Source organism: Neobacillus sp. YX16, assembly GCF_030123505.1.
Classification (GTDB): domain Bacteria; phylum Bacillota; class Bacilli; order Bacillales; family Cytobacillaceae; genus Neobacillus.
Map to the genome: position 1 here is coordinate 1,568,306 of NZ_CP126115.1, position 25,267 is coordinate 1,593,572.

Below are 25,267 nucleotides of genomic sequence, written 5' to 3' on the forward strand. Positions count from 1 at the left end.
ATGAATATTGAATGGAAAAAAGAGGGGATTGAATGGATTAAAGCTTTTGCAATTGGAATTATCATTTTTGCTTTTATACGAACATTTTTCTTTTCTAACTATGTTGTTGAGGGAGAATCTATGATGCCTACTCTCCAGGATGGTAACAAATTAGTAGTCAATAAGCTAGGCTATCAAATTAGTGATTTGAGTCGTTTTGACGTCATTGTATTCCATGCCAATGAGAAAGAGGATTTTGTGAAACGTGTAATCGGCCTTCCAGGAGACAAAATTGAATTTAGAGACGATCAATTATTTATCAACGGACAAAAGTACCAGGAACCGTTTTTATCTGTTTATAGGCAGGAAATACCTGGAATTAAACTTACAGGTGATTTTAGTTTGAAGGAGATTACGGGAGAAAGTACTGTACCAGAAGGAAAGTTATTTGTACTTGGGGATAATCGCTTAGGCAGCTGGGACAGCAGGCATTTTGGTTTCATCTCTGTCAGCCAGGTTGTTGGAAAAGTTGACCTCCGTTACTGGCCGCTTAACGAAATGGATGTACAATTCTAATTAGAATAAAAACCTGAGAGCACGATGATATCGTCTCTTTTTTTTGTTTAAAAATTACCATTACTGGTTTTAATCTCTATGAAGTGTTCCAAACGTTTGTGCTCTTTTTGTGATAAAATGAGAGTATTAAATGATAGAGAGGTAATCGGAAAGCGGGGAAGAAACATGTCTTTAAGAATGATAACTGGAAGGTCGGGAAGCGGTAAAACTCAAATGTGTATGAACGAAATACAAGACCGGCTGCTGGAAAATCCTGAGGGAGCACCGATTATTTATATTGTTCCAGAGCAGATGACGTTTTCAACAGAATATCGTCTGGCAACGAATCCCATACTTGGTGGAATGATTCGTGCACAAGTGTATAGTTTCTCGCGATTAGCTTGGAGAATACTGCAGGAGACTGGCGGCATAAGCCGTTATCATCTAAGCAGTGTTGGAATAAGCATGCTCATTCGGAGAATTATTGAAGATAAGAAAGACCAATTAAGATTGTTTCAGCGTGCAGCGGATAAAAATGGTTTTGTTCAGCAGGTCGAACAGATGATTACTGAATTTAAGCGATATTGCATTACACCAGAAGAGCTGACACAGGAGGCTGAAAAGAACAATGGAAATGGAGAAACAGCTTCAAGAGCCTTGAAGGATAAACTGAATGATTTAGAGATTATTTATCGACAATTTGAAGATGAGGTCTTTGGAAAATACATTGATTCCGAAGACTATTTTCGTTTGCTTGCAGAAAAGATCTCACAATCGACTTACTTGCAAGATGCAGAAATTTATATAGATGGTTTTAATAGCTTTACCCCACAGGAATTACTTGTCATGAAAGAATTAATGAAACATTGTCCGAGAGTGACTATTACTATGACGACAGATCGAGAGTCCTTTACAGCACCTCCAGATGAATTAGATTTGTTTCGCTTGTCGACCGAGGCTAGTTACTCTATACAAGAATTGGCAAAATCTGAAGGAATCGAAATAGAGAATCAAACCTTACTATCTCATCAACAAAAATGGAATAATCCATCTCTAAGTCATTTAGAGAGGAATTTCGATACAAGGCCAGCATCCTCTTATCATGGACAAGCTGACATCCATATTGGTCAGGCTGTTAATCGTAGAGCGGAAATTGAGGGGATTGCACGCGAAATTCTTCAGTTGGTTCGGACTAAGAATTTTCGCTACAAGGACATTGCGCTTTTGATTAGAAATGGCAGTGATTATCATGAAATCGTAGAGCCTGTTTTCTCCGATTATCAAATTCCCTATTTTATTGACCAAAAAAGAACCATGCTAAATCATCCATTGATTGAATTAATTCGGTCAACCCTGGAAGTGATTCAGTCATTTTGGCGATATGAGCCTGTTTTTAGGGTTATTAAAACAGAATTGTTATATCCACTTCAGGAAAATCCGGATAAAATGCGGGAGAAAATGGATAGGTTAGAAAACTATGTGCTTGCATATGGCATTAAAGGGAGTAAATGGACGAAAAAAGATCGTTGGACGTATCGCCGCTTCAAGGGCTTAGAATTGGAAGCTAATGTCCAAACAGACGCTGAAAAAGAAATGGAACAGCAATTGAATGAATTGAAGCTTATGGTATCTGCCCCGATCCTGCGCTTGTCTAGAAGGCTGAAAAAAGCTGATTCAGGGAGAAAGCTTTGTGAAGCAATCTATTTATATTTAGAAGATTTAGATATTCCTTTAAAACTAGAAAATTTAAAAATAGAAGCTGAACAAAAAGGCAATTTAGTAAAAATGCGTGAACATGAACAGGTGTGGAATGCATGTATTGATCTCTTAGATCAGTATGTTGAGATACTAGGGGATGAAAATGTTTCTTTAAAGTCATTCTCCACTATATTAGAAGCAGGATTTGAATCTCTCTATTTTTCACTTGTTCCGCCAGCACTGGATCAAGTAATAATCGGGGACTTAGAAAAATCTAGATTAACAGATATTAAGGCAGCCTTTGTTGTTGGTGTAAATGAGGGGATATTACCTGCTAAAATTGCCGATGAAGGGATATTATCCGATGAAGAGCGTGAAATGTTGATAGCTGCTGACTTAACAGTGGCACCCAGCAGTAGAACACGTTTATTGGATGAGAATTTTATTGCCTACAAAGCACTAACCACACCTTCAGAAGCTCTTTATGTCAGCTACCCGCTTGCAAATGATGAAGGAAAAGCATTAATACCTTCTTCGTATATTAAGAGATTGAAAGATATGTATCCAGAGTTAGAAGAGCATTTTTATGGTACAGATCCTGCTGAGTTAACAGAAAAGGAGCAGTTGAACTTTGTTGCTAACCACAAAACAACACTGTCCTACTTGAACTCACAGCTTCAGTTGAAAAAGCGTAATTATCCCATTTCAGACCTGTGGTGGGATGTATATAACTTTTATATCACAAATGCGTGGAAGACAAAGGCAGAGAAGGTATTCTCCTCTCTCTTTTATACCAACCAGACCGTCCAGCTATCAAAGGAAACAGCGGATGAATTGTATGGTGATACGATTCAAGCAAGTGTTTCTAGGATGGAACTATATAATGGCTGTGCCTTTTCTCATTTTGCACAACACGGACTAAAGCTTCGTGAACGGCAAGTATTTCGGTTGGAAGCCCCTGACATTGGTGAGTTATTTCACGCAGCATTGAAGTATATATCTGACTTTGTCAATGAGCAAAAACTTAGCTGGGATTCTCTTACCAAGAAGCAATGTGAAGAACTGGCTAAGGAGGCAGTGAATGCTTTAGCACCAAAGCTCCAAAACGAAATACTGCTAAGCTCTGAGCGGCATCATTATATAAAAAGGAAATTAGAACAGATTATTACAAGGGCTTCTCAAGTATTAAGCGATCACGCAAAAGTAAGTGGCTTCTCACCAATCGGATTAGAGCTAAGTTTTGGAAAGAATGGCCAGCTTCCGCCATTAACGTTTTCATTAAAAAGTGGAAAACGAATGGAATTAGCTGGCCGAATTGACAGGGTAGATCAAGCAAAAGGTGAAAATAACAATACTTATTTACGTGTCATTGATTATAAATCGAGTGAAAAGGATGTTAATTTAAACGAGGTATATTATGGACTTGCCCTCCAAATGTTAACCTACTTAGATATCGTCATTACGCATTCGGATGAACTGATAGAAATGAAAGCAAGCCCTGCGGGAGTCCTTTATTTCCATGTCCACAACCCGATGATAAGCACGAACAAATTGCTAACCGTTGATGATATAGAAAAGGAAATTATGAAGAAATTCAAGATGAACGGTTTAATGGTGGGTGACCAAGATGTCCTCAAACTGATGGACCAAAGCCTTGAATCAGGTGATTCACAGATTATTTCGGCGGGGATTAAAAAAGATGGAAACCTTACGAAGAAATCAAAAGTAGCGAGCCTAAATGAATTTGATGACCTTAGGAATTATGTTCGAAAGCTCTATCAAACTACAGGGGAAGCTATAGTGGACGGCCAAGTTGAAATCGCTCCATTTAAACTAAAAGATAAAACGCCTTGCACATTTTGTTCCTATAAATCTGTTTGTCAATTTGACGAGTCAATTGAAAATCATTACCGAATTCTTACACCTCAGCCAAAGGAAACAATCTTTGAATTAATCAGAAAGGGGGCAGGTGTAAATGAGTAGTTTTGTAATACCACCTAAACCTGAGGGGGCAACTTGGACGGAAGACCAATGGAAGGCCATTATGGAGAAAAATAAAGACATCCTTGTTGCAGCAGCAGCAGGCTCTGGTAAAACGGCTGTCTTGGTGGAACGGATTATCCAAAAAGTTGTTTCGGAAGATGACCCGATTGATGTCGATGAATTATTAGTCGTAACATTTACGAACGCATCTGCAGCTGAAATGCGTCATCGAATCGGCGAAGCATTGGAAAAGGCGATAAATAAAGACCCAAAATCAAGGCATTTACGAAAGCAGCTGAGCTTATTAAATAAAGCATCCATTTCGACCCTGCACTCCTTTTGTATGGAGGTTATCCGAAAATACTATTATCTCATTGATGTAGATCCTGGTTTTAGAATTGCTGATGAGACAGAGGCACAATTAATTCGGGATGAAGTAATGGATGAGCTATTTGAAGAGGAGTATGGGCTAAAGGATAATGAGCCATTTTTTCGGTTAGTTGATTCCTTTACCAGTGACCGGAGCGATAGTGCCTTAATGGATATCGTGCGGGATATTTATGATTTTGCTGCGTCGAATCCTGTGCCTAGTCATTATTTACAGTCCATGATTGATATGTATGATACTACTAAGGTAGCGAATCTAGAAGAATTACCATTTATTCAAGCACTGTTGTTTGATATTGAGCTTCAACTAGAGGGTACTAAGGAAATGATACAGCGTGGATTGGAAGTAACAAAGCTTCCAGGTGGTCCGGTACCAAGGGCAGAGAATTTTCTAGATGATCTAAATGTCATTGATACCCTTATACAGGCAAATCGAGATTCATGGTCAGCTCTTTACAATGCCATGCAGACATGGACTTTCACAAGAGCAAAACAAGTAAAAGGGGACCAATTTGATAAAGAGTTGACTGAGAAAGCTCAAAAACTACGTGATAAAGCCAAAAAGAAGATTCAAGATATCAAAGAAGAGCTTTTTGTAAGAAAGCCTGAAGGCTTCTTACAAGATATGGACCAAATGCGCCCTCTAATTGAAACTCTTGTCCATTTGGTTACTGCTTTTTCTGAGCGCTTTGAGAAAGCAAAACGTGAAAAGGGATTAGTTGATTATGCAGATTTGGAGCACTATTGTCTAGCCATCTTAACGGGGGAAATCAGCTCTGATGGAGTGTTTCTCCCGTCAGAAGCTGCATTATCCTACAAAAACCAATTTAATGAAGTATTTGTTGATGAGTATCAGGATGTTAATATGGTTCAGGAAACCATCTTAAGGCTTGTTGCAAAAGAAGATGAGATAAATGGTAATCTGTTTATGGTTGGCGACGTCAAACAGTCGATATATCGTTTTCGTTTAGCTGAACCAAATCTATTTTTGGGGAAATATAATCGTTTCAGGCAGGACGGTAAGGGGACTGGATTACGAATTGATCTTGCCCGTAATTTTAGAAGCCGGAAAGAGGTTCTTGAAGGAACAAACTATTTATTTAAACAAATCATGGGTGTAAGGGTTGGAGAAATAGAATACGATGAAGCCGCTGAACTCCGGCCCGGTGCGCCATACCCTGAGGATGAACCATTTCCAATCGAGCTATTGTTGATAAATCAAAATAATGATGGTAAAGAATTGCCACCAGAGGCTGCTGAATCAGAAACAGAGAGCGTACCTTCTGAATTTGATGAGGTGGATTTAGAAAAATCGCAGCTCGAAGCTAGAGTGATGGCTTCAAAGATTAAACAATTAATTGCGAATGAAACAAAAGTTTATAATCCAAAAACAGCATCATACCGTCCAGTCATGTATCGGGATATGGTGATCCTGCTCCGTTCCATGACGTGGGCACCTCAAATAATCGAAGAGTTCAAACAACAAGGAATCCCGATATACGCAAACCTTTCTACTGGTTATTTTGAAGCAACTGAAGTTGCGATTATGATGTCGTTGTTAAGGGTAATTGATAACCCATTCCAAGATATTCCCTTGGCTTCTGTCTTGCGTTCTCCTATTGTCGGGCTAAACGAAGAGGAGCTTGCACAAATACGACTGCATAGTAAGGGAACTTTTTGGGAATCTCTTAAGAGGTTCTGTCGCAGCACACCTACAGAAAAAACGGAACAGGTATACGAAAAGGTCCGGCGTTTTTATGATTATTTGGACGAATGGCGTTCCATGGCACGCCAGGGATCACTTTCAGAACTAATTTGGCAGCTGTACCGGGATACACAGTTTTATGACTTTGTAGGAGGGTTGCCAGGCGGGAAACAGCGGCAGGCAAACTTGCGTGCTTTGTACGATAGGGCTAGGCAATATGAGCAGACTTCATTTCGAGGGTTATTCCGCTTTTTACGTTTTGTTGAGAGAATGATTGAAAGAGGAGACGACCTTGGAGCAGCAAGAGCGCTTGGCGAGCAGGAAGATGTAGTTCGGATTATGACCATTCATAGCAGTAAAGGGCTTGAATTTCCAGTCGTATTTATTGCAGGATTGTCGCGAAACTTTAATATGTCTGATATCCGTAAACCATATATGCTCGATAAAGAGTACGGCATAGCAGCGAAATATGTAAATATAGAAAAAAGAATTTCTTATCCATCTTTACCTCAAATTGCGTTTAAGCGTCGAAAGAAAATGGAAATGCTGGCAGAAGAAATGCGGGTTCTTTACGTGGCCTTGACTCGGGCGAAAGAAAAGCTTTATTTAATAGGCACCTTGAAGGATGCAGATAAAAAAATAGAGCAGTGGAATGATGTAACTGCGAATACAGATTGGCTGCTCAAGGATTATGAAAGAGCAGCGGCAGGCTGTTATATGGATTGGGTTGGGCCGGCGATTATTCGGCATCAGGATAGTCAAGAATTCAGAAAATCTGAAAGTACACTTGTTCCAACCGAGATTACCTGTCACCCTTCGGCATGGAAAATGACAGTAATGAGCGCTGAAGAAGTAAAAAGTCAGGAAATCATTAAGAAAATGGAAGCAGACTCCTTACTAGAGCGGGTAGAAAAAAAGGAAATGATACCGATAACCTCTCCCTTTGCGGAAGAAATTAAGTCTCGCTTAACATGGGAATATTCATTTGCCAATGCCTCGACACATCGCTCGAAGCAATCAGTTTCTGAAATGAAGCGCCAGCGGGAAATGTCTGATGAGCAAAGTGGTACTGAATTGTTAAGTAAGTTTAAAAAATCAATTACGAAACGTCCTAAGTTTATGCAAGAAAAGTCCCTAAGCCCTGCCGAGAGAGGGACTGCCCTCCATATGGTCATGCAGCATGTTGATTTGACAAGACCTGTTACGTTAGAGAACGTTGAGTCTCAAGTAGAGCGGATGGTTAACGATGAGCTGTTAACGGTTGAGCAGGCGGAGGTCATTAATACCCAGTTAATTGCAGAATTTTTCGAGTCAGATTTAGGCAAAAGGATTATGAATGCAAAAGTGGTCAATCGTGAAATACCCTTTACTCTTTCATTGCCTGCTTCAGAAGTATATTCAGCATGGAAGGATGAAGATGAATCTGTTTTTGTCCAAGGGATTATCGACTGTGTTTTTGAGGATGAGAATGGACTTGTCCTTATTGACTTTAAATCTGATGGTATATCTGATCGTTACAAAGGTGGATTTATACAAGCTAAACCAATACTAGAAGAGCGATACCGATTGCAAATCAATTTATATACAAAAGCGTTGGAACAAATCTGGAAGCGAAAAGTCAATGAAAGATATCTATTCTTCTTTGACGGCGCTCATATTTTAAAGCTAGAAAAAGAATCTGAATAAAAATAGAAGACATAAACCGCCCATGGTTTATGTCTTTTTCAGCTATTCCCGCCTATTGGCTGGTCAAGTAAATTGGCATCAAGTACATTGGTACCGCTTATTCCGTTGGCTGTAAAAATAATACCCCCTGTATTAAAGCCCCCAGAACCTGCATTGGTCTTTGAGGCACTTTTTGGTGAGATATAGACGGTATCCCCGAAATGTACAATTCCACCACTTACATTCACAATCTGTACTGGACCAATTATCGCTGGCATTTTAATACATCCTTTTCTTTACTAACACTTACAAATTATGTGATATCCTATTCAAAAGTCAAGGTCATTGTTCATTGTCTTTATGGAGCAGCTGCCGGATATGTTTAACCCTGGCTTCCATTGAGACGTTTTCACTGTTTCCAACATGGAGAATGGCAGCCGATGACATGGCGAGGATGGAGATATTATTGACCTTAATGACAGGCAGAGTATTATGAGTCGACATTGTTATATTTTCGTTGATTGGCAATAAAGGAATTGGTTCTGAAAAAACAGGATATTTTGAAAAATTTCCTTCTTTGACATAAAATACATCAGCTTCCCGTTGAACAGCTAAGGCTCGTGAAAAACCATTAATGATACGGGAATCTCCCAGTTGAATGGTAGAGGCAAAGGAAGCCGAGTTCACTTTAATGGCATTTACTGCAGAAGTTCTTTGGAGCATAATCTTAAACCTTCCTAAAATAATGGCACAAATGGCCCGATAATGAGTGACTCTGCAGGAGTGTCAAAAGTGGAAGCCAATTGAATGGTTTGAGTGTCGCCAACTAATACGAGTGAAGAACTTGCTACCCCCATAATTCTAATGGTATCTACATGGAGTTCACGATTATATACCTCAAAGTTCATTTTGTGTATTCATTCCTTTCACGTTCTCAGGTAAATGATTAATAAATATTAAAATACCTTTTCTGATTTCCTGTTTAATTAATTCAATAATACTTTCCTCTGTATTATGTTCACCTTCACGGTTAATGGCCGAAGAATTTTGGATATGATAATCAATCCTAGCTGGAAGCTGCTTCAAGATATCTTGTTTGATAAATTCTAAATAGGAGTCGTCTAAACTTACATTTAGTTGATTTTGAGTTTCCTTAAAAAGTGCTGGCAGGTCAGTTTCTAAATACTGATGTATAGATTCTTCTATTTTCATAGACCGCTGCATTTGTGCCTTAGGATGTATTGGTGAATTTATCGATTGATTTTGAACAGCAAAATCTTCAATATTTGCCAAATCTGATGGGTTTAACCCAATGTTTAATGTACCATCAAGAGTTTCAACCTTCAATTGATCGAATTTATATTCAATCTTATCAACACGAATACTAGGCTTATCCTTTAAATGCTTCATTTCTTCCTGTAGTTTTTGAATGGTCTGTTCCAGTATGGCAATTCTATTTTCCTGTGTTTGTAAAGTCATTTGGACCCATTGAAGAAGTTGTGAATAATCCTGATACATACCATCACCTCACTATTTAGCTTCTTCTCTTCCCGCGCCGCCCAAAGGTACTGCAACACTGCTAGTTTGCCCGTTTGTTGTTTGAGTGCCTCCTGCTGTCGGAGCTGGACCTTTAAAACCGCCCGTATTATATAGATAAGAAGCAGGTTTAATAATTCCCGCACTGCCAATTTGCAGAACAGAAGAATTTGTAATACTGCTAATTTTAATAAAGTTTATTTGAATAGACTGCTGGATATAAAAATTCATGTAAAACCAACCTTTCCTTAAGCATTAAGGAAGATTCCTTGATCAATACCATCTGAATCGTATGTGTTCGTATTGCTTAAATTATTATTATGAACATTTAAACTTTCACCCGTATTAAAGGATCCTGCCCCGGAAAAAGTTCTTGCGGATGAAAATGGCATGATTTTATAGACATCTCCAATATGAAAAACTGAACTACTGCCAAGTGAAATGACTTGTGCAACTCCTACAATCGCTGGCATAAACAACACCCTTCACCTGTTTTCTCCTAATATCGTATGTATGGGTTGGTGTAATGTGATTCATTCGCCCAATAAAAGTAAAAAGTGATCTTTTATATATCTTACAGTTGTATGTTGGGAAAATAATAGAATTAGGTATAATTAACTATATTTTTATTAAAAATGGTATATTAGTAGGATATAAGATAATAGGAAAAGGACTTATGATGTGTTTAAGAGGTCAGTCGGAAAATAAATACACTGATTCTCGATAAAGGCAAAACTGGTGAAAATCAGTGACGCAAAGCTAAAGGGGCTAAGGTGCATTTGCACTACGCCAGCCAGTTACCGAAAGAACAGGGTGTTTTACGTACGCTACAGCAATATACATATTCTATGTAGATTGTTTGTACTACATTGTTAACCCCCCTTTCGGTAAAGGCGGGGTTATTTTTATGTGAATTTATCAACCCTGCCAAACCGATCATTTCTTCTGTATGTTTTGTGATTAAAGCAGTTTTCAAAAAAACAAGAATAAGGCGGGTGGCATTCTATGGGACTACTAAAACAGATTCAACAAAATAATCAGGGAAAAGGTGCAGCGCACAAATTGTACCAGTTAAAAAGGCTGGCTAATAGAAGGAATTCATGGAAACCTCTAGAGCTGCAGGATTTAATTCGTAACGGGACCATGTCAAAAGAAATGGCACTCTTCCTCTGTACATGTGTTAAAGCTAGATTAAATATTCTAGTAAGCGGAGGAACAGGTTCAGGTAAAACAACTCTTGTCAATGCACTTTCCACTTTCATTCCAAAAGAGGATAGGAATATGATTGGAGATGTCCGTGATAAGGATGGACGTGAAATACTTCGGAAAGAAAATAAAGGACTTGATGGTTTTCTTGCAACAGGACACTCCAGCAGTCCAAGTAATATGATTGATCGCTTGGAAATCATTGCCTATCTAGAGGGGATGAATTTGCCTATCAAAGCGATTAGGGAACAAATCGCGGGTACTATTGACATCATTGTGCACCTTTCACGAATAAATGATGGGACAAGGAAAATTACGAAGATAACAGAGGTTCAGGGAATAGAAGGGGAAAATATTGTGCTTAGAGATATTTTTACTGTTAGACCTCTTGAAGGTTCTTATTATTAGGCCCAGCTTTTTTTTAGGATTTTAGGTATGCCTATGGTATGATAGTGTTGCTAAAAGCACTTGCATACATAGGAGGAAGAATAAATGATTCATGGTCACGTTACAGCTTGGGTTTTGGCCCTAATTTTATTTATTGTCGCTATACTTTTACTAAAAGGTGGAAAAGAAAAGGGCGCTAAAATTGTCCGAATGATACTACGTGTTCTTTATCTGCTCATTATTGCAACAGGTATTGGACTAATATTCATGCTTTCCAATATAGATATGTTGTATATACTAAAAGCAGTTGTAGGAATATGGCTAATTGGCTTATTTGAAATGATTCTAAGTAAGGTTGCGCAAAAAAGAAAGACTTCCGTTTTGTGGATACAGTTTGCTATCGCGTTCTTGCTTGTACTCTATTTAGGCTTTGATAAATTACCTATGTCAATTTTCCATGTATAAGTACAATATATTAGAAAGAGCTGTTGGGTTACCTGACAGCTCTTTCTACGTTTAAAAAAGGATGACAATTATTGCAAATAGTTTTACTATTTAAGTAAGTGAAGAGGAGTGATTCATATGCTAGTAAGAGTATTTGCTAATCTCCGAGAAATTTGCGGCGGAGTTGGAGTAGAGGTAAACCCTGATGGTCAACGAGTTATTGATGTACTAGATAAAATGGTTGAGATGTTTCCTGATTTAAAGATTGAAATATTTACTCCTGAAAAACAACTGCTTCCATTTGTTCATGTTTTTATAAACGGAAGAAATATTATTCATTTGGATGGTCTTGAGACCATTGTAAAAGAAACCGATCAATTTGCACTATTCCCTCCAGTTGCAGGTGGGTAATATGCCAAAGCAGGAATTGGAGTTTCGTGGAATCAATCGGAAGCATCTTGGTATGTATTTTGAAGAGTTAGGCGGAAAACAAATTACAGAAGATTTCCCTTACATTTATAAATCTAATGAATGGTGTGGAGAAATAGTTAGGGAAGAGGTGCTTTCAATTACTTCTACATTTAAAGTCAATTCTGTACATATTCGGTTTAATGCTTCAGATGATAGGACGCTTAAAGAGCTTATCAAAAATTATCGGGTGAAAACCAGGAGGATAGGCGGATAGTTAATTTCTGAAACAAAAGGCTTCTGCATAAATGCAGAAGCCTTCATATTATTATACTAACTGGTTTTCCGGATCAATGATTTCAAGCTCACGAAGTTTTGCCTCGGTAACTTTTCCGTTTTCCCAGCCGCGTACTTGATAGTACTCTCCAAGCATGATATCCATTCTGCTAACTTCCCCGGTACTATTACCAGAGGCAGGCTCTTCCGTGAATCGTTTTGGAAGATAGTCATCTTCTTCCTTATCGAACCCTGCTAAGTTATTATAATAACGCTCAAGATTGTAAATTCTTTCCCCAGCCTTCATCACATCATCAGCAGTCATCGGAACACCAGTCATTGCACTGTATTGTTCAGCATAATGCTCCGCGTTTTCTGAGAAGGATGAAAACTTACAGATATTCATAGAATCTGAGAATGCAAGCATATCTTGGAATATTTTTAATAACTCGCCTTTACCTTCAGGCTTAAGGCGATCTGTAGGTTCTGGAATACCTGCAATCTCACTCGCAACCGTATATCCGCGTAAATGGCAGGCACCGCGGTTACTTGTTGCATAACCAAGACCAATACCTTGAATTCCACGTGGATCATAGGCAGGTATAGACTGTCCTTTTACAGACATAGAAAGCTCAGGTGCACCCCAGGAAGCTGTTGCTTTTGCAGGACCCTCTGCAAGGAGACCGCCAAAGCCTTCACGGAATGCAATCTTCTTTGTTAAGTCAATCATGGAATCTGCATCGCCCCAGATTAGTTCCTCGGTGATTAACCCCTTTTCATAGGCTTCCATCGTAACAGAGAAGCAATGGCCTAACTCAATAGTATCGAGCCCATACTCATTACATTGGTCGATTAAATAAGAAATAGCTTCCGCATCACTTAATAAACAGTTAGAGCCAAGTGACCAGGAAGATTCAAATTCAAAGCTTTCGACTCTTGTTTTATACTTGCCATCTTTTACTTCAACTTCGATTTTGCAGCCTACAGGGCAGGCGTGGCATGTATTGTTTTTAACAAGCAAATGCTGGTTTACATATTCACCGCTGTGCTTTTCTGCTTCATCCCAATGTGTGAACTGAGAATTCTTGGTTGGAAGGGCGCCAACCTCATTGATGATATTGGTTAAAACGTTGGTCCCATAAACAGAAAGACCGCCTTTATTTGGGGCTGTTAAACCTCCGTCAAGAATGGCCTTTACTGCCTTTTTGTTTGCTTCTTTATATTCGGTTTCTAATTTAGGCTGAGGCATATTACCTTTTTGAGGTGCCTTAATTACAACCGCTTTCAATTTTTTATAGCCAGCAACAGCGGCAGTTCCGCCACGTCCAGCAGCTCGGTCATGCTCGTTAATAAAGGAAGCGAACTTAACTGTGTTTTCACCGGCTTGACCAATCGTCATGACACTAAGGTCTTGTTCACCGTATCTAGCCTGCATCGTTTTAACTGTTTCTCTTGTTCCTTTGCCCCATAAATCAGAAGCATCACGCAGTTCCGCCTTACCATCTTCGATATAAAGATAAACAGGCTTATCGCTTTTACCTGTAAGAATGATATTATCGACCCCTGCCCATTTTAAACGTGCTGCGGTCCATCCTCCCATATGAGAATCAGTAACGGTTCCAGTTAACGGAGATTTCGTAACAACACATAGACGTCCACTCATGGAAGACCGTGAGCCAGTTACAGGACCAGTCATGATACAAAGCATGTTTTCAGGCGATAATGGCTCAACTTCAGGGCCGTTATCAAGTACATACTTAACTCCGAGACCACGGCCGCCAATGTACTTTTTTGCATCTTCTTCGTTAATAGGTCTGTAATTAATCGTACCTGCTGTTAAATCAACTACTACTTCTTTGTTTTTAAAACCGCCTAAATTCACAGTTTCTCCCTCTCTTTCATTAATAAATTGAAGCTTATCTCCTATTTATAGTGAAAAATATTAATAGGATATTCCTCTCAAAATTAATAAATAAACCCAATTCCTATTATACAATTATTTTTATATATTTAATATTTAAACTTTTCTAAAATTCAATTAAAATTAACGTAGATTACGTGAGTCGTTAGAATGTATTACTAATCTAGAAAAGAGGATCGCATATGGACGATTTAGGACGATACGGAAGACAAATTCTTTTTTCCGGAATAGGGGAAGAGGGACAGGTAAAATTGCTGAAAAGCAAGGTGGCTATTGTCGGTGTCGGAGCACTCGGAACAGTATGTGCTAATCATTTGGTCCGATCGGGTGTAGGATACATAAGGTTAATTGATAGAGATGTAGTTGACCTTTCCAATTTACAGCGTCAATCACTTTTTAACGAAGAAGATGTTAATCTAAATCTTCCAAAGGCAGTTGCAGCGGGGAAGAGACTGAAAACAATAAACTCAACTGTTACAGTAGACGCAGTTATCACAGATTTAAATCTTGATAATGCTGAAGAATTGCTAGCAGGGTTTGATTGTCTCGTTGATGGCACGGATAATTTTATGACCCGATACTTGATCAATGATGTTGCAGTTAAGTATGGGATTCCTTGGGTCCATGGGGCAGCAGTTAGTTCAAGAGGAATGTTTGCCGTTATTAAACCAGGAATAACTCCATGCTATCGCTGTCTATTTCCAGAAGTTCCAGCTGGCAGGGGCGAAACTTGTGACACGATTGGTGTTCTGTCACCAATAACGGATATAATTGGTTCCTTTCAAGCAATGGAAGCGATAAAACTATTAATAGGAGCCTCCACAAGTTCTAACCTTGAGCAAATTGATATATGGGATACCTCTTTTTTTTCAATGGATATAACCGAAGGGAGAAATCCACAATGTCCGACATGTGTAAATCACCAATTTGACTTCCTAGATCGTTCATCCAGCATCCAGGAATCTTATAGTTCTCTTTGCGGTCGAGACACCGTGCAAATATATTTTAGACAAAAGCGCGAACGAGACTTAAAAAAACTTAGTGAACACCTAAAGAAAAATGGAAAAGTAACCGGAAACCAATTTTTACTTCGTTTCTCGCCCAATTCAGAAACAACTATCGTCGTATTCAAAGATGGTCGAGTACTAATCCATGGTACAAACGATGTCGTAAAAGCTAAATCCCTTTATTCAAAATATATAGGGAACTAAATAATAGAAAAAAGGTGTGTTTCTCTTTTTAAAGGCTATGTAATAACACATTGTTGATTGGAGTGGAAGGCGCGAGACTCCTGCGGGAGGACGGGGCAGGGGAGACCCCACAGGCGCTTAAGCGCCGAGGAGGCTCCCCGAACCGCCCGCGGAAAGCGAAGCGCCTGGAAAGTAAATCAACAGACGATATTATTTAGCCTTTATGAAAAACACACCTTTTGTTATTATGAAATCATTTTTTCGATAACCAATCGTTTTCCGGTATTTAGGGTGAATTCAAAGCGATCATTGACCTTTTCAAAATAACAAAAATGGTGCTGCACATTACAGATTTGTTCCTGATTATCGAAAACAATAAAGTTTACCCCATCTCTTCGCTTTTCATCGGATAAGAAAGATAGGTGATTGTAACAATAGATACAATCATATATAGAAAAATCTAACGAGTTTAGTGTCGTGATAAATTGAAAAAAGGCGTCATCATTCATTCCCTCTAAAAGTCTTTCCAACGAGTAGATTAAATGCTTCCTTATTCTAACCAAATCATGGTCACGAAGCATAATGATCTCATTTCCAATTCGTATCTTCCCAGAGTCAATTAAAATTCCTTTCTTCCATCGATTAACGCGAAATATTTCTATCTCTTGTTGAAGAAAGTCATCCAGCATCGCTGCTTCTTCTGTTTCTTCATCAAAAAAAATCCATTGATCACTTATTTGTTCAACTGCTCCTTCGTTATAGGCCCTCAGTTGAAAATCCAAAAGTTTAATTCTTTGTTGTCGATTCATGTTTAACCTCCGTGCCTAATACTTCATTTTCTTTGTAGACATCTTTGTGAGATTTTATAACTTGTTTATCTTTAATTTGGACAATTTACCAAATAAACTGGGCTGAATACTATAAAACATGTAACGTTTATCCAGCTGCTAAACTGGAGAGAGGAGATTTTATTATGTGCGGAGTAACAGGATGGGTTGATTTTACAATTGATATGAAGAATGAAAAAGATACATTGGAAAAAATGGCAAATATCCTTGCGAAAAGGGGCCCAGACGAGACAAACCTTTGGTTGAATACTCATGTTGGTTTTGGTCATAAGCGGCTGATTGTGGTGGACCCTGAGGGGGGGAGACAGCCGATGACTAAACAAAAAGATGGTATACAATATACAATCTGTTATAATGGGGAGTTGTACAATACTGAAGATATCCGCAAAATTCTCCTTACTAAAGGATATTCTTTCAAAGGTCATTCTGATACAGAAGTTCTGTTAACTGCCTATATAGAATGGGCAGAAGAGTGTGTAAATCATTTAAACGGTATCTATGCCTTTGCTATTTGGGATTCAAAGAGAGAGCAGCTTTTTATTGGACGGGATCGATTAGGTGTTAAACCGCTGTTTTTTACGGAATTAAATAAGGGGATTGTATTTGCTTCGGAAATAAAGGCAATTCTTAAGAACCCTGGAATGAAAACAGAGCTAGAATATGAGGGGCTTGCTGAAATTTTCGGTTTAGGACCTTCGAGGACTCCTGGGTCTGGGATTTTTAAAGGCATTAAGGAGCTGCGTCCGGCACACGCCATGACTTTTTCAAAAAATGGCTTAAAGATTTGGCGTTATTGGAATGTAAAGAGTGATGTGCATAAAGACAGTGTGGAGGAAACGGCCGAAAAGGTACGCTATTTGGTAACAGATGCTGTAACAAGGCAGCTAGTATCCGATGTTCCGCTTTCTACCTTCTTATCAGGGGGGCTTGATTCAAGTATTATTACTGCAATTGCTGCAAAAGGATTTAATGACCAAGGTAAAGGTCAGCTTCATACGTATTCTATTGACTATGAAGGAAACGATCGCTTTTTTAAAGCAAACGAATTTCAGCCAAATGCGGATGAAAAGTGGATCAAGATTGTGACCAGTGAGTTTGATACAAAGCACCATTTTAAAACAATTTCTCAAGAACAATTAGTGAAAGACTTAACAGAAGCGGTTCATGTTCGTGATTGTCCTGGTATGGCTGACATTGATTCCTCCTTGCTTTGGTTTTGTAAGGAAATAAAAAATGACTTTGTTGTTAGTCTTTCTGGGGAATGTGCGGATGAGATCTTTGGAGGCTACCCTTGGTTTCACCGCAAGGAAGATTTAGAGAGACCAGGATTTCCTTGGATGCGCTCGGTTAATGAAAGAAATAATTTGTTAAGAGCCGATTGGCAGCAAAGACTTAAATTAAAGGATTACGTGATTGAAAAGTATAAGCATGCCGTTCAGGAAACTCCTAAATTGGAGGGAGAAAGCATCGAAGAAGCAAAACGGCGAGAGCTTTTTTATATTAATATGACACATTTTATGACAACGCTACTTGACCGAAAAGATAGAATGAGTATGGGAGCAAGTCTTGAGGTCAGAGTTCCATTTGCAGACCACCGTCTTGTAGAATATGTTTGGAACATCCCGTGGGATATTAAAATGGTTCATGGCAGGGAAAAGGGAATCTTAAGAAAAGCTTTTGAAGGAATTCTTCCGGAGGAAGTACTTTATCGAAAGAAAAGTCCTTATCCTAAAACCCATAATCCAGCATACACATTGGCAGTCCAACAACAATTAAAAGAGATATTAACGAATAAGTCCTCGGTACTATTTGAAATATTCAATCGGGATTTACTAAATGAACTGGTAGATTCCGGAGGTAATTCCTTCAAAGAGCCATGGTTTGGTCAGTTAATGTCAGGACCACAGCTACTGGCCTATTTTATACAATTAGATATTTGGTTTAAAGATTACAATATTAATATAGTAAATGCATAGGCGTTTATAGTTGGATTCATAACTTTATTAGATTAAAATGAGTGTATGGAAGGGGATTGAAGATGAAAAAAACCTTGATTACACTCATTTTATTTTGTATTTTTATTTTTTCGGCAGTGCCAGCTTACGGGGCCTCGGAAAGGGAGACCCGGGAATGGCAGGAAGAAACTGTTTATTCTATAATGGTGGATCGTTTTTTTAATGCTAATACGAAGAATGATATTGATGTTAATACTCTAGACCCTGTAGCCTATAATGGCGGAGATTTTCAGGGAGTCATTGATAAGCTCGATTTTCTTAAGGATATGGGTTTCACAGCAATCCGGCTAACATCTATATTCGATAATACTTTTGGAGGTTATCATGGCTATTGGGTAAATGACTTTTATCAGCCTGATGAGCATTTTGGCTCGCTAAAAACATTTAAGAAACTAGTGCAAGAAGCCCATCAACGAGATATGAAGGTAATCATTGATTTTGTAACCAATAATGTCTCTACAGAACACCCATGGGTGAAAGATACAGCAAAGCAGGATTGGTTCAATGTGAAGACTGAAATTAAAAATTTGAATAATCAGGATGAAATAGAGAATGGATGGGTGAATGGTTTACCTGACCTTAATCAGGACAACCCTGACGTCAAAAATTATTTATTCGATGCTGCCAAGTGGTGGATAAATGAGACGGATATTGACGGGTACAGTCTTCCAGAGGTAAATCATGTCCCAGTAGCCTTTTGGAGTGATTTTTCAAAGGAAGTAAAAAGTGAAAAGGAAAACTTCTTTCTCTTAGGGATTACCTCTGCCAATCGGACAGTTGATTCTGATAAATATGTGATGGCTGGCATCGACAGCCTTACTGACTATCAACATAGTGAAAATTTAAGAAATGTTTTCGCTACGACTAATCAAGCTTTTAGCGGGCTGAATGATAATAAGGTTCAGAACCCTGAATTACAGCCACAATTTTTTGATAATGAAATGACTACGAGGTTTACAAGTGATATCGTAAAGAATAAACAGTTTCCAGGTGCTCGCTGGAGAACTGCCTTGACTTATATATATTCTACTCCTGGAATCCCTGTTGTCTTTTATGGCAGTGAAATTGCTTTAAACGGCGGAGAAATTCCAGATAATCGGCAGCCAATGAATTTCCGGACAGAAAAGGAACTCATTGATTATATGACTAAGCTTGGTGAAATAAGAAATCAGCTTCCTTCTTTGACAAGGGGAAGTATGGAGATGCTTTATGAAAAAGATGGAATGGCGGTTTATAAGCGCGTATACCAAGATGAAACGGCGATTATTGCCATTAATAATACAAGTAAATCTCAAAATGTGACGTTGAATAATGAACATATTGAAGGTGGAAAAGAACTGCGTGGCATGCTTAATGGAGACTTAGTCCGAAGTAATGATGATAACCAATATGATCTCATCATTGACCGTGATGAAGCAGAAATTTATGTGTTAGCCAATAAGAGCGGAATTAATCTGACCCTAATAGGTTCACTAGTGGTTGTCTACATCTTATTCACTATATTTATTATAAAAGTAAGGAAAAGAAGAAAAGAATAACGAAAAAAATGCGATACTTCTAAATGGAAGTATCGCATTTTTCTAGTGGAATTTCCTATCCATTAATGATTTTCCCACCGTTTACATGGATGATTTGGCCGCTTACATAGGAAGAATCGTCAGATGCCAGATAAACGTAACTTGGGGCAAGTTCATAGGGTTGACCTGCTCTGCCCATTGGCGTATCCGTACCAAAGCTTACAACTTGGTCTTCAGAGAATGTTGAGGGGATGAGCGGTGTCCATATCGGACCTGGTGCGACACCGTTAACCCTAATTCCTTGTGGTGCAAGTGACTTTGCCAGGGAACGAGTGAAGGTAACAATTGCACCTTTCGTAGCAGAGTAATCCAATAATTGCTCATTCCCTGCATAAGCAGTGATTGAGGCTGTATTAATAATAGTGGCACCCTTTTTCAAGTGGGACAAAACCATTTTAGACATATAAAAAAAGGAGAAAATATTGGTTCGGAATGTTTTTTCAAGCTGTGTAGAGGTAATATCTAACAGACTTTGCTGCGGATGCTGCTCTGCTGCATTGTTGACTAAAATATCAATTTTACCAAATTGGTCTTTTGTTTGATTAACAATATCCCTACAAAAATCTTCATTGCCAATATCGCCGGCAAAGAGCAGGCATTTACGGCCTTCTGCTTCAACAAGTGCTTTTGTTTCTTCTGCATCCTGATGCTCCTCTAAGTAGGAAATCGCAACATCTGCACCTTCTTTAGCAAAATAAATCGCAACTGATTTACCAATTCCACTATCCCCGCCAGTAATAATGGCTGTTTTACCAGCTAGTTTCCCAGCACTTTTGTAATTGGGGTCAACTGACACGGGCCGAGGATTCATTTCACTTTCAATTCCGGGCTGATGATTTTGGTGCTGTGGCGGGAAAGCTTTCTTTTGTTGTTTTTGATTATTGTTGGTCATTTATTCTACCTCCAAGGATATTTACCATTTTAGTTTGAGGAATATGCACAAAAATATGAGCAAAATAAAAAAGGGTGAAAAGGAATATTTCCTTTTCACCCTTTTAGAGCCTTATTATCTGTAGTTAATAAATTGAACATCGACAGTTAGGTCTGCTTCCCGTACCAACGAAATAATCTTTTGTAAATCATCACGGTTTTTACCGCTGACTCTGACTTGGTCGTCTTGAATTTGACTTTTCACCTTTAGGCCGCTATTTTTAATAATCGTATTAATTTTTTTTGCATTTTCTTTATCAATTCCTTGGACAAGCTTCGCTCTTTGACGAACAGTCCCGCCAGAGGCTTTTTCCATTTTGCCATAGTCAAGATTCTTAACAGGAACACCTCTTTTGATTAACCTTCCTAGCAAGACGTCTTTCAACTGGTCCATTTTAAATTCATCGTCTGAAACTAGAACAAGCTCTTCTTTATCCAATGTAACCTCACTTTTGCTGCCTTTAAAATCATAACGGGTTTTAATTTCCTTCATTGTTGCGGTAATTGCATTATTGACTTCCGTAAATTCCACTTTGGATACAATATCAAATGATTCATCTTTGGCCATAGTAATAATACCCCCAATATATTTTTAATAACGGTATGTAATCCTGCTAAAGTTTCCCTTTATGGCTACATTATAGTAAAATATAGCAAGTCAAACAACCCTATGGATAACTATAGGAGAGAAAAGGTGAGTTAATAATGTCTTTACAAGAACTTATAGGTCAAACCGTTACTTTAACGGTAGCACGAAAAGCAGACTTCGGCTATTTTTTAACAGATGGAAATGAAGATGTTTTGCTGCATAAAAATGAGGCTGACCGAGAATACGAAGAAGATGAATCCGTTGAGGTGTTCCTATATGTTGACTCCGAAGGCAGGACGTCGGCTTCTACAACCATACCTGAAGTAGCAATTGGCAAATATGCTTGGCTTAAAGTAGTCGATTCCAATCCACATGTTGGTGTGTTTTTAGATATTGGGATTAAAAAGGATTTATTATTAGGTATTGATGATCTTCCCGTTCATAAATCAGTCTGGCCTAAGGCTGGGGATTTGGTTTATGTTACCTTAAGAGTGAATAACAATTTTCTTTTATATGCTAAGCTTGCGACTGACCCTGTCATAGAATCCATTTCTACACAGGCGACTAGGGCTGATTTTAACAAGAATATTCAAGGGCACATCTATCGGACAGCAAAGGTTGGCAGCTGGATCTATACCATTGAAGGGTATAAAGGCTTTATACATGAGTCTCAAAGGCAAATAGAGCCACGGTTAGGGCAAATGGTAGAAGGAAGAATTATTGATGTCAAGGAAGATGGGACGGTAAATGTCTCTTTACTTGCGAGAAAAGAGGTATCGCAGGACCTTGATGCAGAACGTGTTTTTGAGTATTTAATGAGCAGAAATGGTGCCATGCCTTTTAATGATAAAAGTATGCCTGAAGAGATACAGGAACGTTTTCAGTTAAGTAAGGGTGCATTTAAGCGTGCACTTGGAAAGCTTATGAAAGACGGCAGAGTGTATCAAGAAGGAAGCTGGACCTATCTAAAGAAAGATTAATTTTTTTCTACATACTCTTTTTTAAATTGACAACACTAATGTGGAAAGCATTTTGAAAGGGGTATGAGTATGCCGCATACATCAGATAATGATAAAAAAGCTCAAGATAATAATGCTTTAAGACATGAGAAAAATATGATGAGAGAAAAAAATCGTCAAGCAGGTAAAAATCAATATTCGAAAAAAACGGATCATAAATAAATCAAAAAAAGCGGGGAAGCTCCCCGCTTTTTTTCAATGTATTAAGATGGCTGTTTATTTAAAAAGAAAATGGCAATTGCACCAGGTCCGGTATGGGCTCCAACCGCCGAGCCAATCGAGGAAGTAAAAATATCCTTTGGGTGTAATTCTTCCATAATTAATGTTTGTACTTCTTCTAACGTTTCCTCGGAATCAGCATGGCTGATTCCAATTATTTGGTTACTAAAGTTTTCACCACGTTCTTTCATTAGTTCAACTATACGGCGGTAAACCTTCTTTTTTCCGCGTATTTTTTCAATGGGAACGAGTTTTCCGTCTTCAACATTCAGGATAGGCTTGATATTTAGTAATCCCCCCAAAAAGGCTGAAGCTTTTGAAACACGGCCGCCCCTGGCTAAATAATCTAAGTCCTCTACCGTAAAAAGCTGCTCCATATGTTGACTGCGGAATAGCACATCTTTAAGTATTTCATCCTTTGATACATTTTCGGCTGCAAGCCTTGCTGCCTCTTTCACAACAAGACCAAAACCAAGAGAAGCACATTTTGTATCGACAATTGTTAAATTAAAGTTTGGATAATTTTCCTTTACTTGGTCAAGAATCATAACAGATGTCTGATATGTACCAGATAAAGCTGAAGAGAAAGCAATATATATTCCATCTTCATTATTTTCAGCCATTTTAGTAAAGACTTCCTCAAATAATAAAGGAGAAACTTGTGACGTTTTTGGAACATCGCCCGAGCGTATGGCGTCATATACAGCTTTAGGATCAATTGTTTTAACATCCTCATATTCTTGTCCATTAACCTGCACCTTGAGTGGAAACAATGTAACGTTATGATTAGAGTAAAAATCTTTCGGTAGGTCGCATGCGCTGTCTGCTAGTATTTTTACCGGCATGAAGCTCACCTGCTTTCTGAACTAATATAGTTAGTTTAAGTTTATCGGTTTCACCTCAAAAATACAATTATCTGCTTAAAGATAGTACCTTGAAAATTGAAGGAGATGGTGCTTTTGTTATGGCAACAAATCAAAAAATCAATAATTGTTATAGTTGGTGCATTCCTAAATGCCCTGGCTATAAATTTATTTTTAATTCCAGCAAATGTTTATTCTAGTGGATTTACTGGAATAGCACAATTATTATCGAAAGTGTTAAGTGAACAAACACCCTTAAATATATCAATGGGATTTTTATTACTATTACTAAATATTCCAGTAGCAATATTAGGGTGGTTAAAAGTAGGTAAATCCTTTACCATTTATAGTTTTTTAAGTGTAGCTTTATCATCACTATTCTTAGAATTAATTCCTATTACACAAGTGTCAAAGGATATTCTCCTAAATGCTGTATTTGGCGGGGTTATATTAGCAGTTGGTGTTGGAATTACCTTGAAATGGGGGGCTTCCACTGGAGGATTAGATATTATTGCGATGGTTTTATCAAGGATGAAAGATAAACCGATTGGCAGTTATATGTTTATTTTAAATGCATTTATTATTATTACAGCTGGCTTTTTATATGGATGGGAAAAAGCCCTTTATACGATCGTTTCCTTGTATGCATCAACAAGAGTAGTGGATGCCATCCATACGAGGCATGCTAAGCTTACAGCAATGATTATTACAAAAAAGGCAGATGAGCTAAAAGCGGCTATCCATTCGCATTTAGTGAGAGGAATTACAATGATTCCTGCAAAAGGTGCTTTTTCAAATGAACCTAGAGACATGCTGATGATTGTTATTACCCGTTATGAGCTATATGACTTAGAACGTATCCTTGCTGAGGTTGATCCAAATGCATTTACCAATATCATTCAGACAACTGGAATTTATGGATTCTTTAGGCGTGAATAAGGAGGGGGTACAGCGTGAGAGGTGTTTTATGTGTAATTTTGTTTCTATTTCCCTTTAGTTTAAAAGGAGAAGCAAATCAGGGTGAAATCGATCATCCCTTTCAATTTTCAGTAACTCCTATTGCTGGACATGAGAAGGTGGAATTCGAGTTACTAATCAAAAATACAGGGGATTACCCATTAATTTTTGAATTTCCTACCTCTCAATATGTTGAAATCTCAGTGGCAGACTCATCTGGGCATGAGGTATATCGATATTCAAAAGGACGATTTTTTTTACAGGCTTTGCAAACCATTAAGATTGGCCCTCATCAAACCTTTAAGAAGGTAGAGAAATGGAATTACCAAGTAAATGGACAAAGAGTGCCTGAAGGACAATATACAGTTACTGCCACTCTATTACCTAGAAAACTAAATGATTATCCAATTAAAAATAAACAAGGATTAGCCAACAAGAAGAAATTTAACATTCCAGAAGAAAAGTGAAAAACAAAATGATTAGAAATGAAAAGCTGGCACGTTATAGTAACGTGCCAGCTTTTCTGATTATTTCAATTGCTCAAGCTCATTTTGCATTTCTTGGAGCTGACTTTGTTCTGCGACTGTTGAATTAGCGTATGCAGAACTTAATGCATTTTTCGCTTTCGAAACCACAGAATTACGTTCAGCAGGGTCGGCCGTTTTCGCCATCTCAACAAATCTTCTTGCTTCTTGGAACAACTGGTTTCCCATGGTTATATTCCTCCAAGCGAGGAGTCACGCACATTGGACATTTTCTGGGCTTCCGCTTCAGCGTAGGTCATGTGGTAAGGAATACGTTCAGCGTGCTTACTAACAGTATCCACTCCTTGCTGGACAAAGCGTTTTGATTTGTTTCGTTTACCCATTGCAATCCCTCCAATTTGGTGAGCTTGGTGTGAAGCAAACTG

At 38.3% G+C, this 25,267-nt stretch carries 27 protein-coding genes and 1 riboswitch; of the genes, 14 read left to right on the plus strand and 13 right to left on the minus strand.

Annotated elements, in window-relative coordinates; translation table 11 throughout:
- The 3 genes from lepB (at position 1) to addA (ending at position 7,993) form a co-directional block, all read left to right on the plus strand.
- Positions 1-555: a signal peptidase I gene (lepB, locus tag QNH48_RS07670; RefSeq protein WP_283955711.1), complete on the plus strand. Its 555-nt coding sequence runs from the start codon at positions 1-3 to the stop codon at positions 553-555.
- A gap of 165 nt (positions 556-720) precedes the next feature.
- Positions 721-4,215 (plus strand): helicase-exonuclease AddAB subunit AddB, encoded by a 3,495-nt coding sequence (gene addB / locus QNH48_RS07675; protein WP_283954430.1) that lies wholly within the window; start codon positions 721-723, stop codon positions 4,213-4,215.
- Positions 4,208-7,993, plus strand: coding sequence for a helicase-exonuclease AddAB subunit AddA (addA, locus tag QNH48_RS07680; protein WP_283954431.1), 3,786 nt, complete (start codon positions 4,208-4,210; stop codon positions 7,991-7,993). Before addB ends, addA begins: the two co-directional genes overlap by 8 nt.
- 38 nt (positions 7,994-8,031) lie before the next feature.
- Here addA and QNH48_RS07685 read toward each other — a convergent pair whose 3' ends face one another.
- The 6 genes from QNH48_RS07685 to QNH48_RS07710 all read right to left on the minus strand — a co-directional run bounded on the left by QNH48_RS07685 (position 8,032) and on the right by QNH48_RS07710 (position 9,981).
- Positions 8,032-8,250: a spore germination protein gene (locus QNH48_RS07685; RefSeq protein WP_283954432.1), complete on the minus strand. Its 219-nt coding sequence runs from the start codon at positions 8,248-8,250 to the stop codon at positions 8,032-8,034.
- Positions 8,251-8,314: 64 nt separating this feature from the next.
- Positions 8,315-8,695: a spore germination protein GerPE gene (locus QNH48_RS07690; RefSeq protein ID WP_283954433.1), complete on the minus strand. Its 381-nt coding sequence runs from the start codon at positions 8,693-8,695 to the stop codon at positions 8,315-8,317.
- A gap of 14 nt (positions 8,696-8,709) precedes the next feature.
- Positions 8,710-8,880, minus strand: coding sequence for a spore gernimation protein GerPD (locus QNH48_RS07695; RefSeq protein ID WP_283954434.1), 171 nt, complete (start codon positions 8,878-8,880; stop codon positions 8,710-8,712).
- Positions 8,870-9,490 carry a spore germination protein GerPC gene (gerPC, locus tag QNH48_RS07700; RefSeq protein ID WP_283954435.1) on the minus strand — a complete coding sequence of 207 codons (621 nt, stop codon included), beginning with the start codon at positions 9,488-9,490 and terminating at the stop codon, positions 8,870-8,872. Before gerPC ends, QNH48_RS07695 begins: the two co-directional genes overlap by 11 nt.
- Positions 9,491-9,502: 12 nt before the next feature.
- Positions 9,503-9,739, minus strand: a complete 237-nt coding sequence (locus QNH48_RS07705; RefSeq protein ID WP_283954436.1) for a spore germination protein GerPB — start codon at positions 9,737-9,739, stop codon at positions 9,503-9,505.
- A 17-nt stretch (positions 9,740-9,756) separates the two neighbouring features.
- The gene (locus tag QNH48_RS07710; RefSeq protein WP_283954437.1) at positions 9,757-9,981 is read right to left on the minus strand and encodes a spore germination protein; all 225 of its coding nucleotides are present in this window, start codon (positions 9,979-9,981) and stop codon (positions 9,757-9,759) included.
- A 245-nt stretch (positions 9,982-10,226) separates the two neighbouring features.
- Positions 10,227-10,313, plus strand: a riboswitch (cyclic di-GMP riboswitch).
- A gap of 200 nt (positions 10,314-10,513) precedes the next feature.
- Between QNH48_RS07710 and QNH48_RS07715 the strand changes: the two genes are divergently transcribed.
- From QNH48_RS07715 to QNH48_RS07730, 4 genes are all read left to right on the plus strand, one after another.
- Positions 10,514-11,122, plus strand: a complete 609-nt coding sequence (locus QNH48_RS07715; protein ID WP_283954438.1) for an ATPase, T2SS/T4P/T4SS family — start codon at positions 10,514-10,516, stop codon at positions 11,120-11,122.
- 84 nt (positions 11,123-11,206) lie between these two features.
- Positions 11,207-11,566 (plus strand): DUF1516 family protein, encoded by a 360-nt coding sequence (locus QNH48_RS07720; RefSeq protein WP_133371648.1) that lies wholly within the window; start codon positions 11,207-11,209, stop codon positions 11,564-11,566.
- Between the two features lie 117 nt (positions 11,567-11,683).
- On the plus strand, positions 11,684-11,956 hold the full coding sequence (locus tag QNH48_RS07725; protein WP_095248585.1) for a ubiquitin-like small modifier protein 1: 273 nt from the start codon (positions 11,684-11,686) through the stop codon (positions 11,954-11,956).
- A gap of 1 nt (position 11,957) precedes the next feature.
- A complete protein-coding gene (locus QNH48_RS07730; protein ID WP_283954439.1) occupies positions 11,958-12,230 on the plus strand; it encodes a MoaD-like domain-containing protein in 273 nt (90 codons plus the stop codon).
- A gap of 51 nt (positions 12,231-12,281) precedes the next feature.
- Here the strand turns inward: QNH48_RS07730 and QNH48_RS07735 are convergent, their stop codons facing one another.
- Positions 12,282-14,111 (minus strand): aldehyde ferredoxin oxidoreductase family protein, encoded by a 1,830-nt coding sequence (locus QNH48_RS07735; RefSeq protein ID WP_283954440.1) that lies wholly within the window; start codon positions 14,109-14,111, stop codon positions 12,282-12,284.
- Between the two features lie 221 nt (positions 14,112-14,332).
- Here QNH48_RS07735 and QNH48_RS07740 point away from each other — a divergent pair, with 221 nt between their 5' ends.
- Entirely contained in the window at positions 14,333-15,361 is a 1,029-nt protein-coding gene (locus QNH48_RS07740; protein WP_283954441.1) for a ThiF family adenylyltransferase, read from the plus strand.
- 224 nt (positions 15,362-15,585) lie between these two features.
- Here the strand turns inward: QNH48_RS07740 and QNH48_RS07745 are convergent, their stop codons facing one another.
- Positions 15,586-16,149 carry a DUF2777 domain-containing protein gene (locus tag QNH48_RS07745; RefSeq protein ID WP_283954442.1) on the minus strand — a complete coding sequence of 188 codons (564 nt, stop codon included), beginning with the start codon at positions 16,147-16,149 and terminating at the stop codon, positions 15,586-15,588.
- 164 nt (positions 16,150-16,313) lie between these two features.
- On the opposite strand from QNH48_RS07745, the gene asnB reads away from it, so the two are divergent.
- Both asnB and QNH48_RS07755 read left to right on the plus strand, forming a co-directional pair.
- Positions 16,314-18,164 carry an asparagine synthase (glutamine-hydrolyzing) gene (asnB, locus tag QNH48_RS07750; protein WP_283954443.1) on the plus strand — a complete coding sequence of 617 codons (1,851 nt, stop codon included), beginning with the start codon at positions 16,314-16,316 and terminating at the stop codon, positions 18,162-18,164.
- Positions 18,165-18,226: 62 nt separating this feature from the next.
- Positions 18,227-19,741: an alpha-amylase family glycosyl hydrolase gene (locus QNH48_RS07755; RefSeq protein WP_283954444.1), complete on the plus strand. Its 1,515-nt coding sequence runs from the start codon at positions 18,227-18,229 to the stop codon at positions 19,739-19,741.
- A gap of 55 nt (positions 19,742-19,796) precedes the next feature.
- Here QNH48_RS07755 and QNH48_RS07760 read toward each other — a convergent pair whose 3' ends face one another.
- Both QNH48_RS07760 and QNH48_RS07765 read right to left on the minus strand, forming a co-directional pair.
- Entirely contained in the window at positions 19,797-20,672 is an 876-nt protein-coding gene (locus tag QNH48_RS07760; RefSeq protein ID WP_283954445.1) for an SDR family oxidoreductase, read from the minus strand.
- 114 nt (positions 20,673-20,786) lie between these two features.
- The gene (locus QNH48_RS07765; protein WP_095248594.1) at positions 20,787-21,278 is read right to left on the minus strand and encodes a YajQ family cyclic di-GMP-binding protein; all 492 of its coding nucleotides are present in this window, start codon (positions 21,276-21,278) and stop codon (positions 20,787-20,789) included.
- 137 nt (positions 21,279-21,415) lie between these two features.
- Here QNH48_RS07765 and QNH48_RS07770 point away from each other — a divergent pair, with 137 nt between their 5' ends.
- Positions 21,416-22,279 (plus strand): CvfB family protein, encoded by an 864-nt coding sequence (locus QNH48_RS07770; protein ID WP_283954446.1) that lies wholly within the window; start codon positions 21,416-21,418, stop codon positions 22,277-22,279.
- Positions 22,280-22,348: 69 nt separating this feature from the next.
- Complete coding sequence (locus tag QNH48_RS07775; RefSeq protein ID WP_081810752.1) at positions 22,349-22,480, plus strand: DUF3941 domain-containing protein; 132 nt, start codon at positions 22,349-22,351, stop codon at positions 22,478-22,480.
- A gap of 41 nt (positions 22,481-22,521) precedes the next feature.
- On the opposite strand, the gene QNH48_RS07780 is transcribed toward QNH48_RS07775, so the two are convergent.
- Entirely contained in the window at positions 22,522-23,382 is an 861-nt protein-coding gene (locus QNH48_RS07780; RefSeq protein WP_283954447.1) for a DegV family protein, read from the minus strand.
- A 105-nt stretch (positions 23,383-23,487) separates the two neighbouring features.
- Between QNH48_RS07780 and QNH48_RS07785 the strand changes: the two genes are divergently transcribed.
- Both QNH48_RS07785 and QNH48_RS07790 read left to right on the plus strand, forming a co-directional pair.
- Positions 23,488-24,339, plus strand: coding sequence for a YitT family protein (locus tag QNH48_RS07785; RefSeq protein WP_481858460.1), 852 nt, complete (start codon positions 23,488-23,490; stop codon positions 24,337-24,339).
- Between the two features lie 14 nt (positions 24,340-24,353).
- The gene (locus QNH48_RS07790; RefSeq protein ID WP_283954449.1) at positions 24,354-24,824 is read left to right on the plus strand and encodes a BsuPI-related putative proteinase inhibitor; all 471 of its coding nucleotides are present in this window, start codon (positions 24,354-24,356) and stop codon (positions 24,822-24,824) included.
- 60 nt (positions 24,825-24,884) lie between these two features.
- Here the strand turns inward: QNH48_RS07790 and QNH48_RS07795 are convergent, their stop codons facing one another.
- Both QNH48_RS07795 and QNH48_RS07800 read right to left on the minus strand, forming a co-directional pair.
- On the minus strand, positions 24,885-25,070 hold the full coding sequence (locus QNH48_RS07795; RefSeq protein WP_095248599.1) for a DUF3813 domain-containing protein: 186 nt from the start codon (positions 25,068-25,070) through the stop codon (positions 24,885-24,887).
- Positions 25,071-25,072: 2 nt separating this feature from the next.
- Positions 25,073-25,225, minus strand: a complete 153-nt coding sequence (locus QNH48_RS07800) for a hypothetical protein (RefSeq protein ID WP_179292599.1) — start codon at positions 25,223-25,225, stop codon at positions 25,073-25,075.
- Positions 25,226-25,267: the final 42 nt, after the last annotated feature.

Bases quoted from the DNA above. Each gene is read 5' to 3' on its own strand.
- lepB (WP_283955711.1), top strand. From the start codon at position 1: ATGAATATTGAATGGAAAAAAGAGGGGATTGAATGGATTAAAGCTTTT.
- addB (WP_283954430.1), top strand. From the start codon at position 721: ATGTCTTTAAGAATGATAACTGGAAGGTCGGGAAGCGGTAAAACTCAA.
- addA (WP_283954431.1), top strand. From the start codon at position 4,208: ATGAGTAGTTTTGTAATACCACCTAAACCTGAGGGGGCAACTTGGACG.
- QNH48_RS07685 (WP_283954432.1), bottom strand. From the start codon at position 8,250: ATGCCAGCGATAATTGGTCCAGTACAGATTGTGAATGTAAGTGGTGGA.
- QNH48_RS07690 (WP_283954433.1), bottom strand. From the start codon at position 8,695: ATGCTCCAAAGAACTTCTGCAGTAAATGCCATTAAAGTGAACTCGGCT.
- QNH48_RS07695 (WP_283954434.1), bottom strand. From the start codon at position 8,880: ATGAACTTTGAGGTATATAATCGTGAACTCCATGTAGATACCATTAGA.
- gerPC (WP_283954435.1), bottom strand. From the start codon at position 9,490: ATGTATCAGGATTATTCACAACTTCTTCAATGGGTCCAAATGACTTTA.
- QNH48_RS07705 (WP_283954436.1), bottom strand. From the start codon at position 9,739: ATGAATTTTTATATCCAGCAGTCTATTCAAATAAACTTTATTAAAATT.
- QNH48_RS07710 (WP_283954437.1), bottom strand. From the start codon at position 9,981: ATGCCAGCGATTGTAGGAGTTGCACAAGTCATTTCACTTGGCAGTAGT.
- QNH48_RS07715 (WP_283954438.1), top strand. From the start codon at position 10,514: ATGGGACTACTAAAACAGATTCAACAAAATAATCAGGGAAAAGGTGCA.
- QNH48_RS07720 (WP_133371648.1), top strand. From the start codon at position 11,207: ATGATTCATGGTCACGTTACAGCTTGGGTTTTGGCCCTAATTTTATTT.
- QNH48_RS07725 (WP_095248585.1), top strand. From the start codon at position 11,684: ATGCTAGTAAGAGTATTTGCTAATCTCCGAGAAATTTGCGGCGGAGTT.
- QNH48_RS07730 (WP_283954439.1), top strand. From the start codon at position 11,958: ATGCCAAAGCAGGAATTGGAGTTTCGTGGAATCAATCGGAAGCATCTT.
- QNH48_RS07740 (WP_283954441.1), top strand. From the start codon at position 14,333: ATGGACGATTTAGGACGATACGGAAGACAAATTCTTTTTTCCGGAATA.
- QNH48_RS07745 (WP_283954442.1), bottom strand. From the start codon at position 16,149: ATGAATCGACAACAAAGAATTAAACTTTTGGATTTTCAACTGAGGGCC.
- asnB (WP_283954443.1), top strand. From the start codon at position 16,314: ATGTGCGGAGTAACAGGATGGGTTGATTTTACAATTGATATGAAGAAT.
- QNH48_RS07755 (WP_283954444.1), top strand. From the start codon at position 18,227: ATGAAAAAAACCTTGATTACACTCATTTTATTTTGTATTTTTATTTTT.
- QNH48_RS07760 (WP_283954445.1), bottom strand. From the start codon at position 20,672: ATGACCAACAATAATCAAAAACAACAAAAGAAAGCTTTCCCGCCACAG.
- QNH48_RS07765 (WP_095248594.1), bottom strand. From the start codon at position 21,278: ATGGCCAAAGATGAATCATTTGATATTGTATCCAAAGTGGAATTTACG.
- QNH48_RS07770 (WP_283954446.1), top strand. From the start codon at position 21,416: ATGTCTTTACAAGAACTTATAGGTCAAACCGTTACTTTAACGGTAGCA.
- QNH48_RS07775 (WP_081810752.1), top strand. From the start codon at position 22,349: ATGCCGCATACATCAGATAATGATAAAAAAGCTCAAGATAATAATGCT.
- QNH48_RS07780 (WP_283954447.1), bottom strand. From the start codon at position 23,382: ATGCCGGTAAAAATACTAGCAGACAGCGCATGCGACCTACCGAAAGAT.
- QNH48_RS07785 (WP_481858460.1), top strand. From the start codon at position 23,488: ATGGTGCTTTTGTTATGGCAACAAATCAAAAAATCAATAATTGTTATA.
- QNH48_RS07795 (WP_095248599.1), bottom strand. From the start codon at position 25,070: ATGGGAAACCAGTTGTTCCAAGAAGCAAGAAGATTTGTTGAGATGGCG.
- QNH48_RS07800 (WP_179292599.1), bottom strand. From the start codon at position 25,225: ATGGGTAAACGAAACAAATCAAAACGCTTTGTCCAGCAAGGAGTGGAT.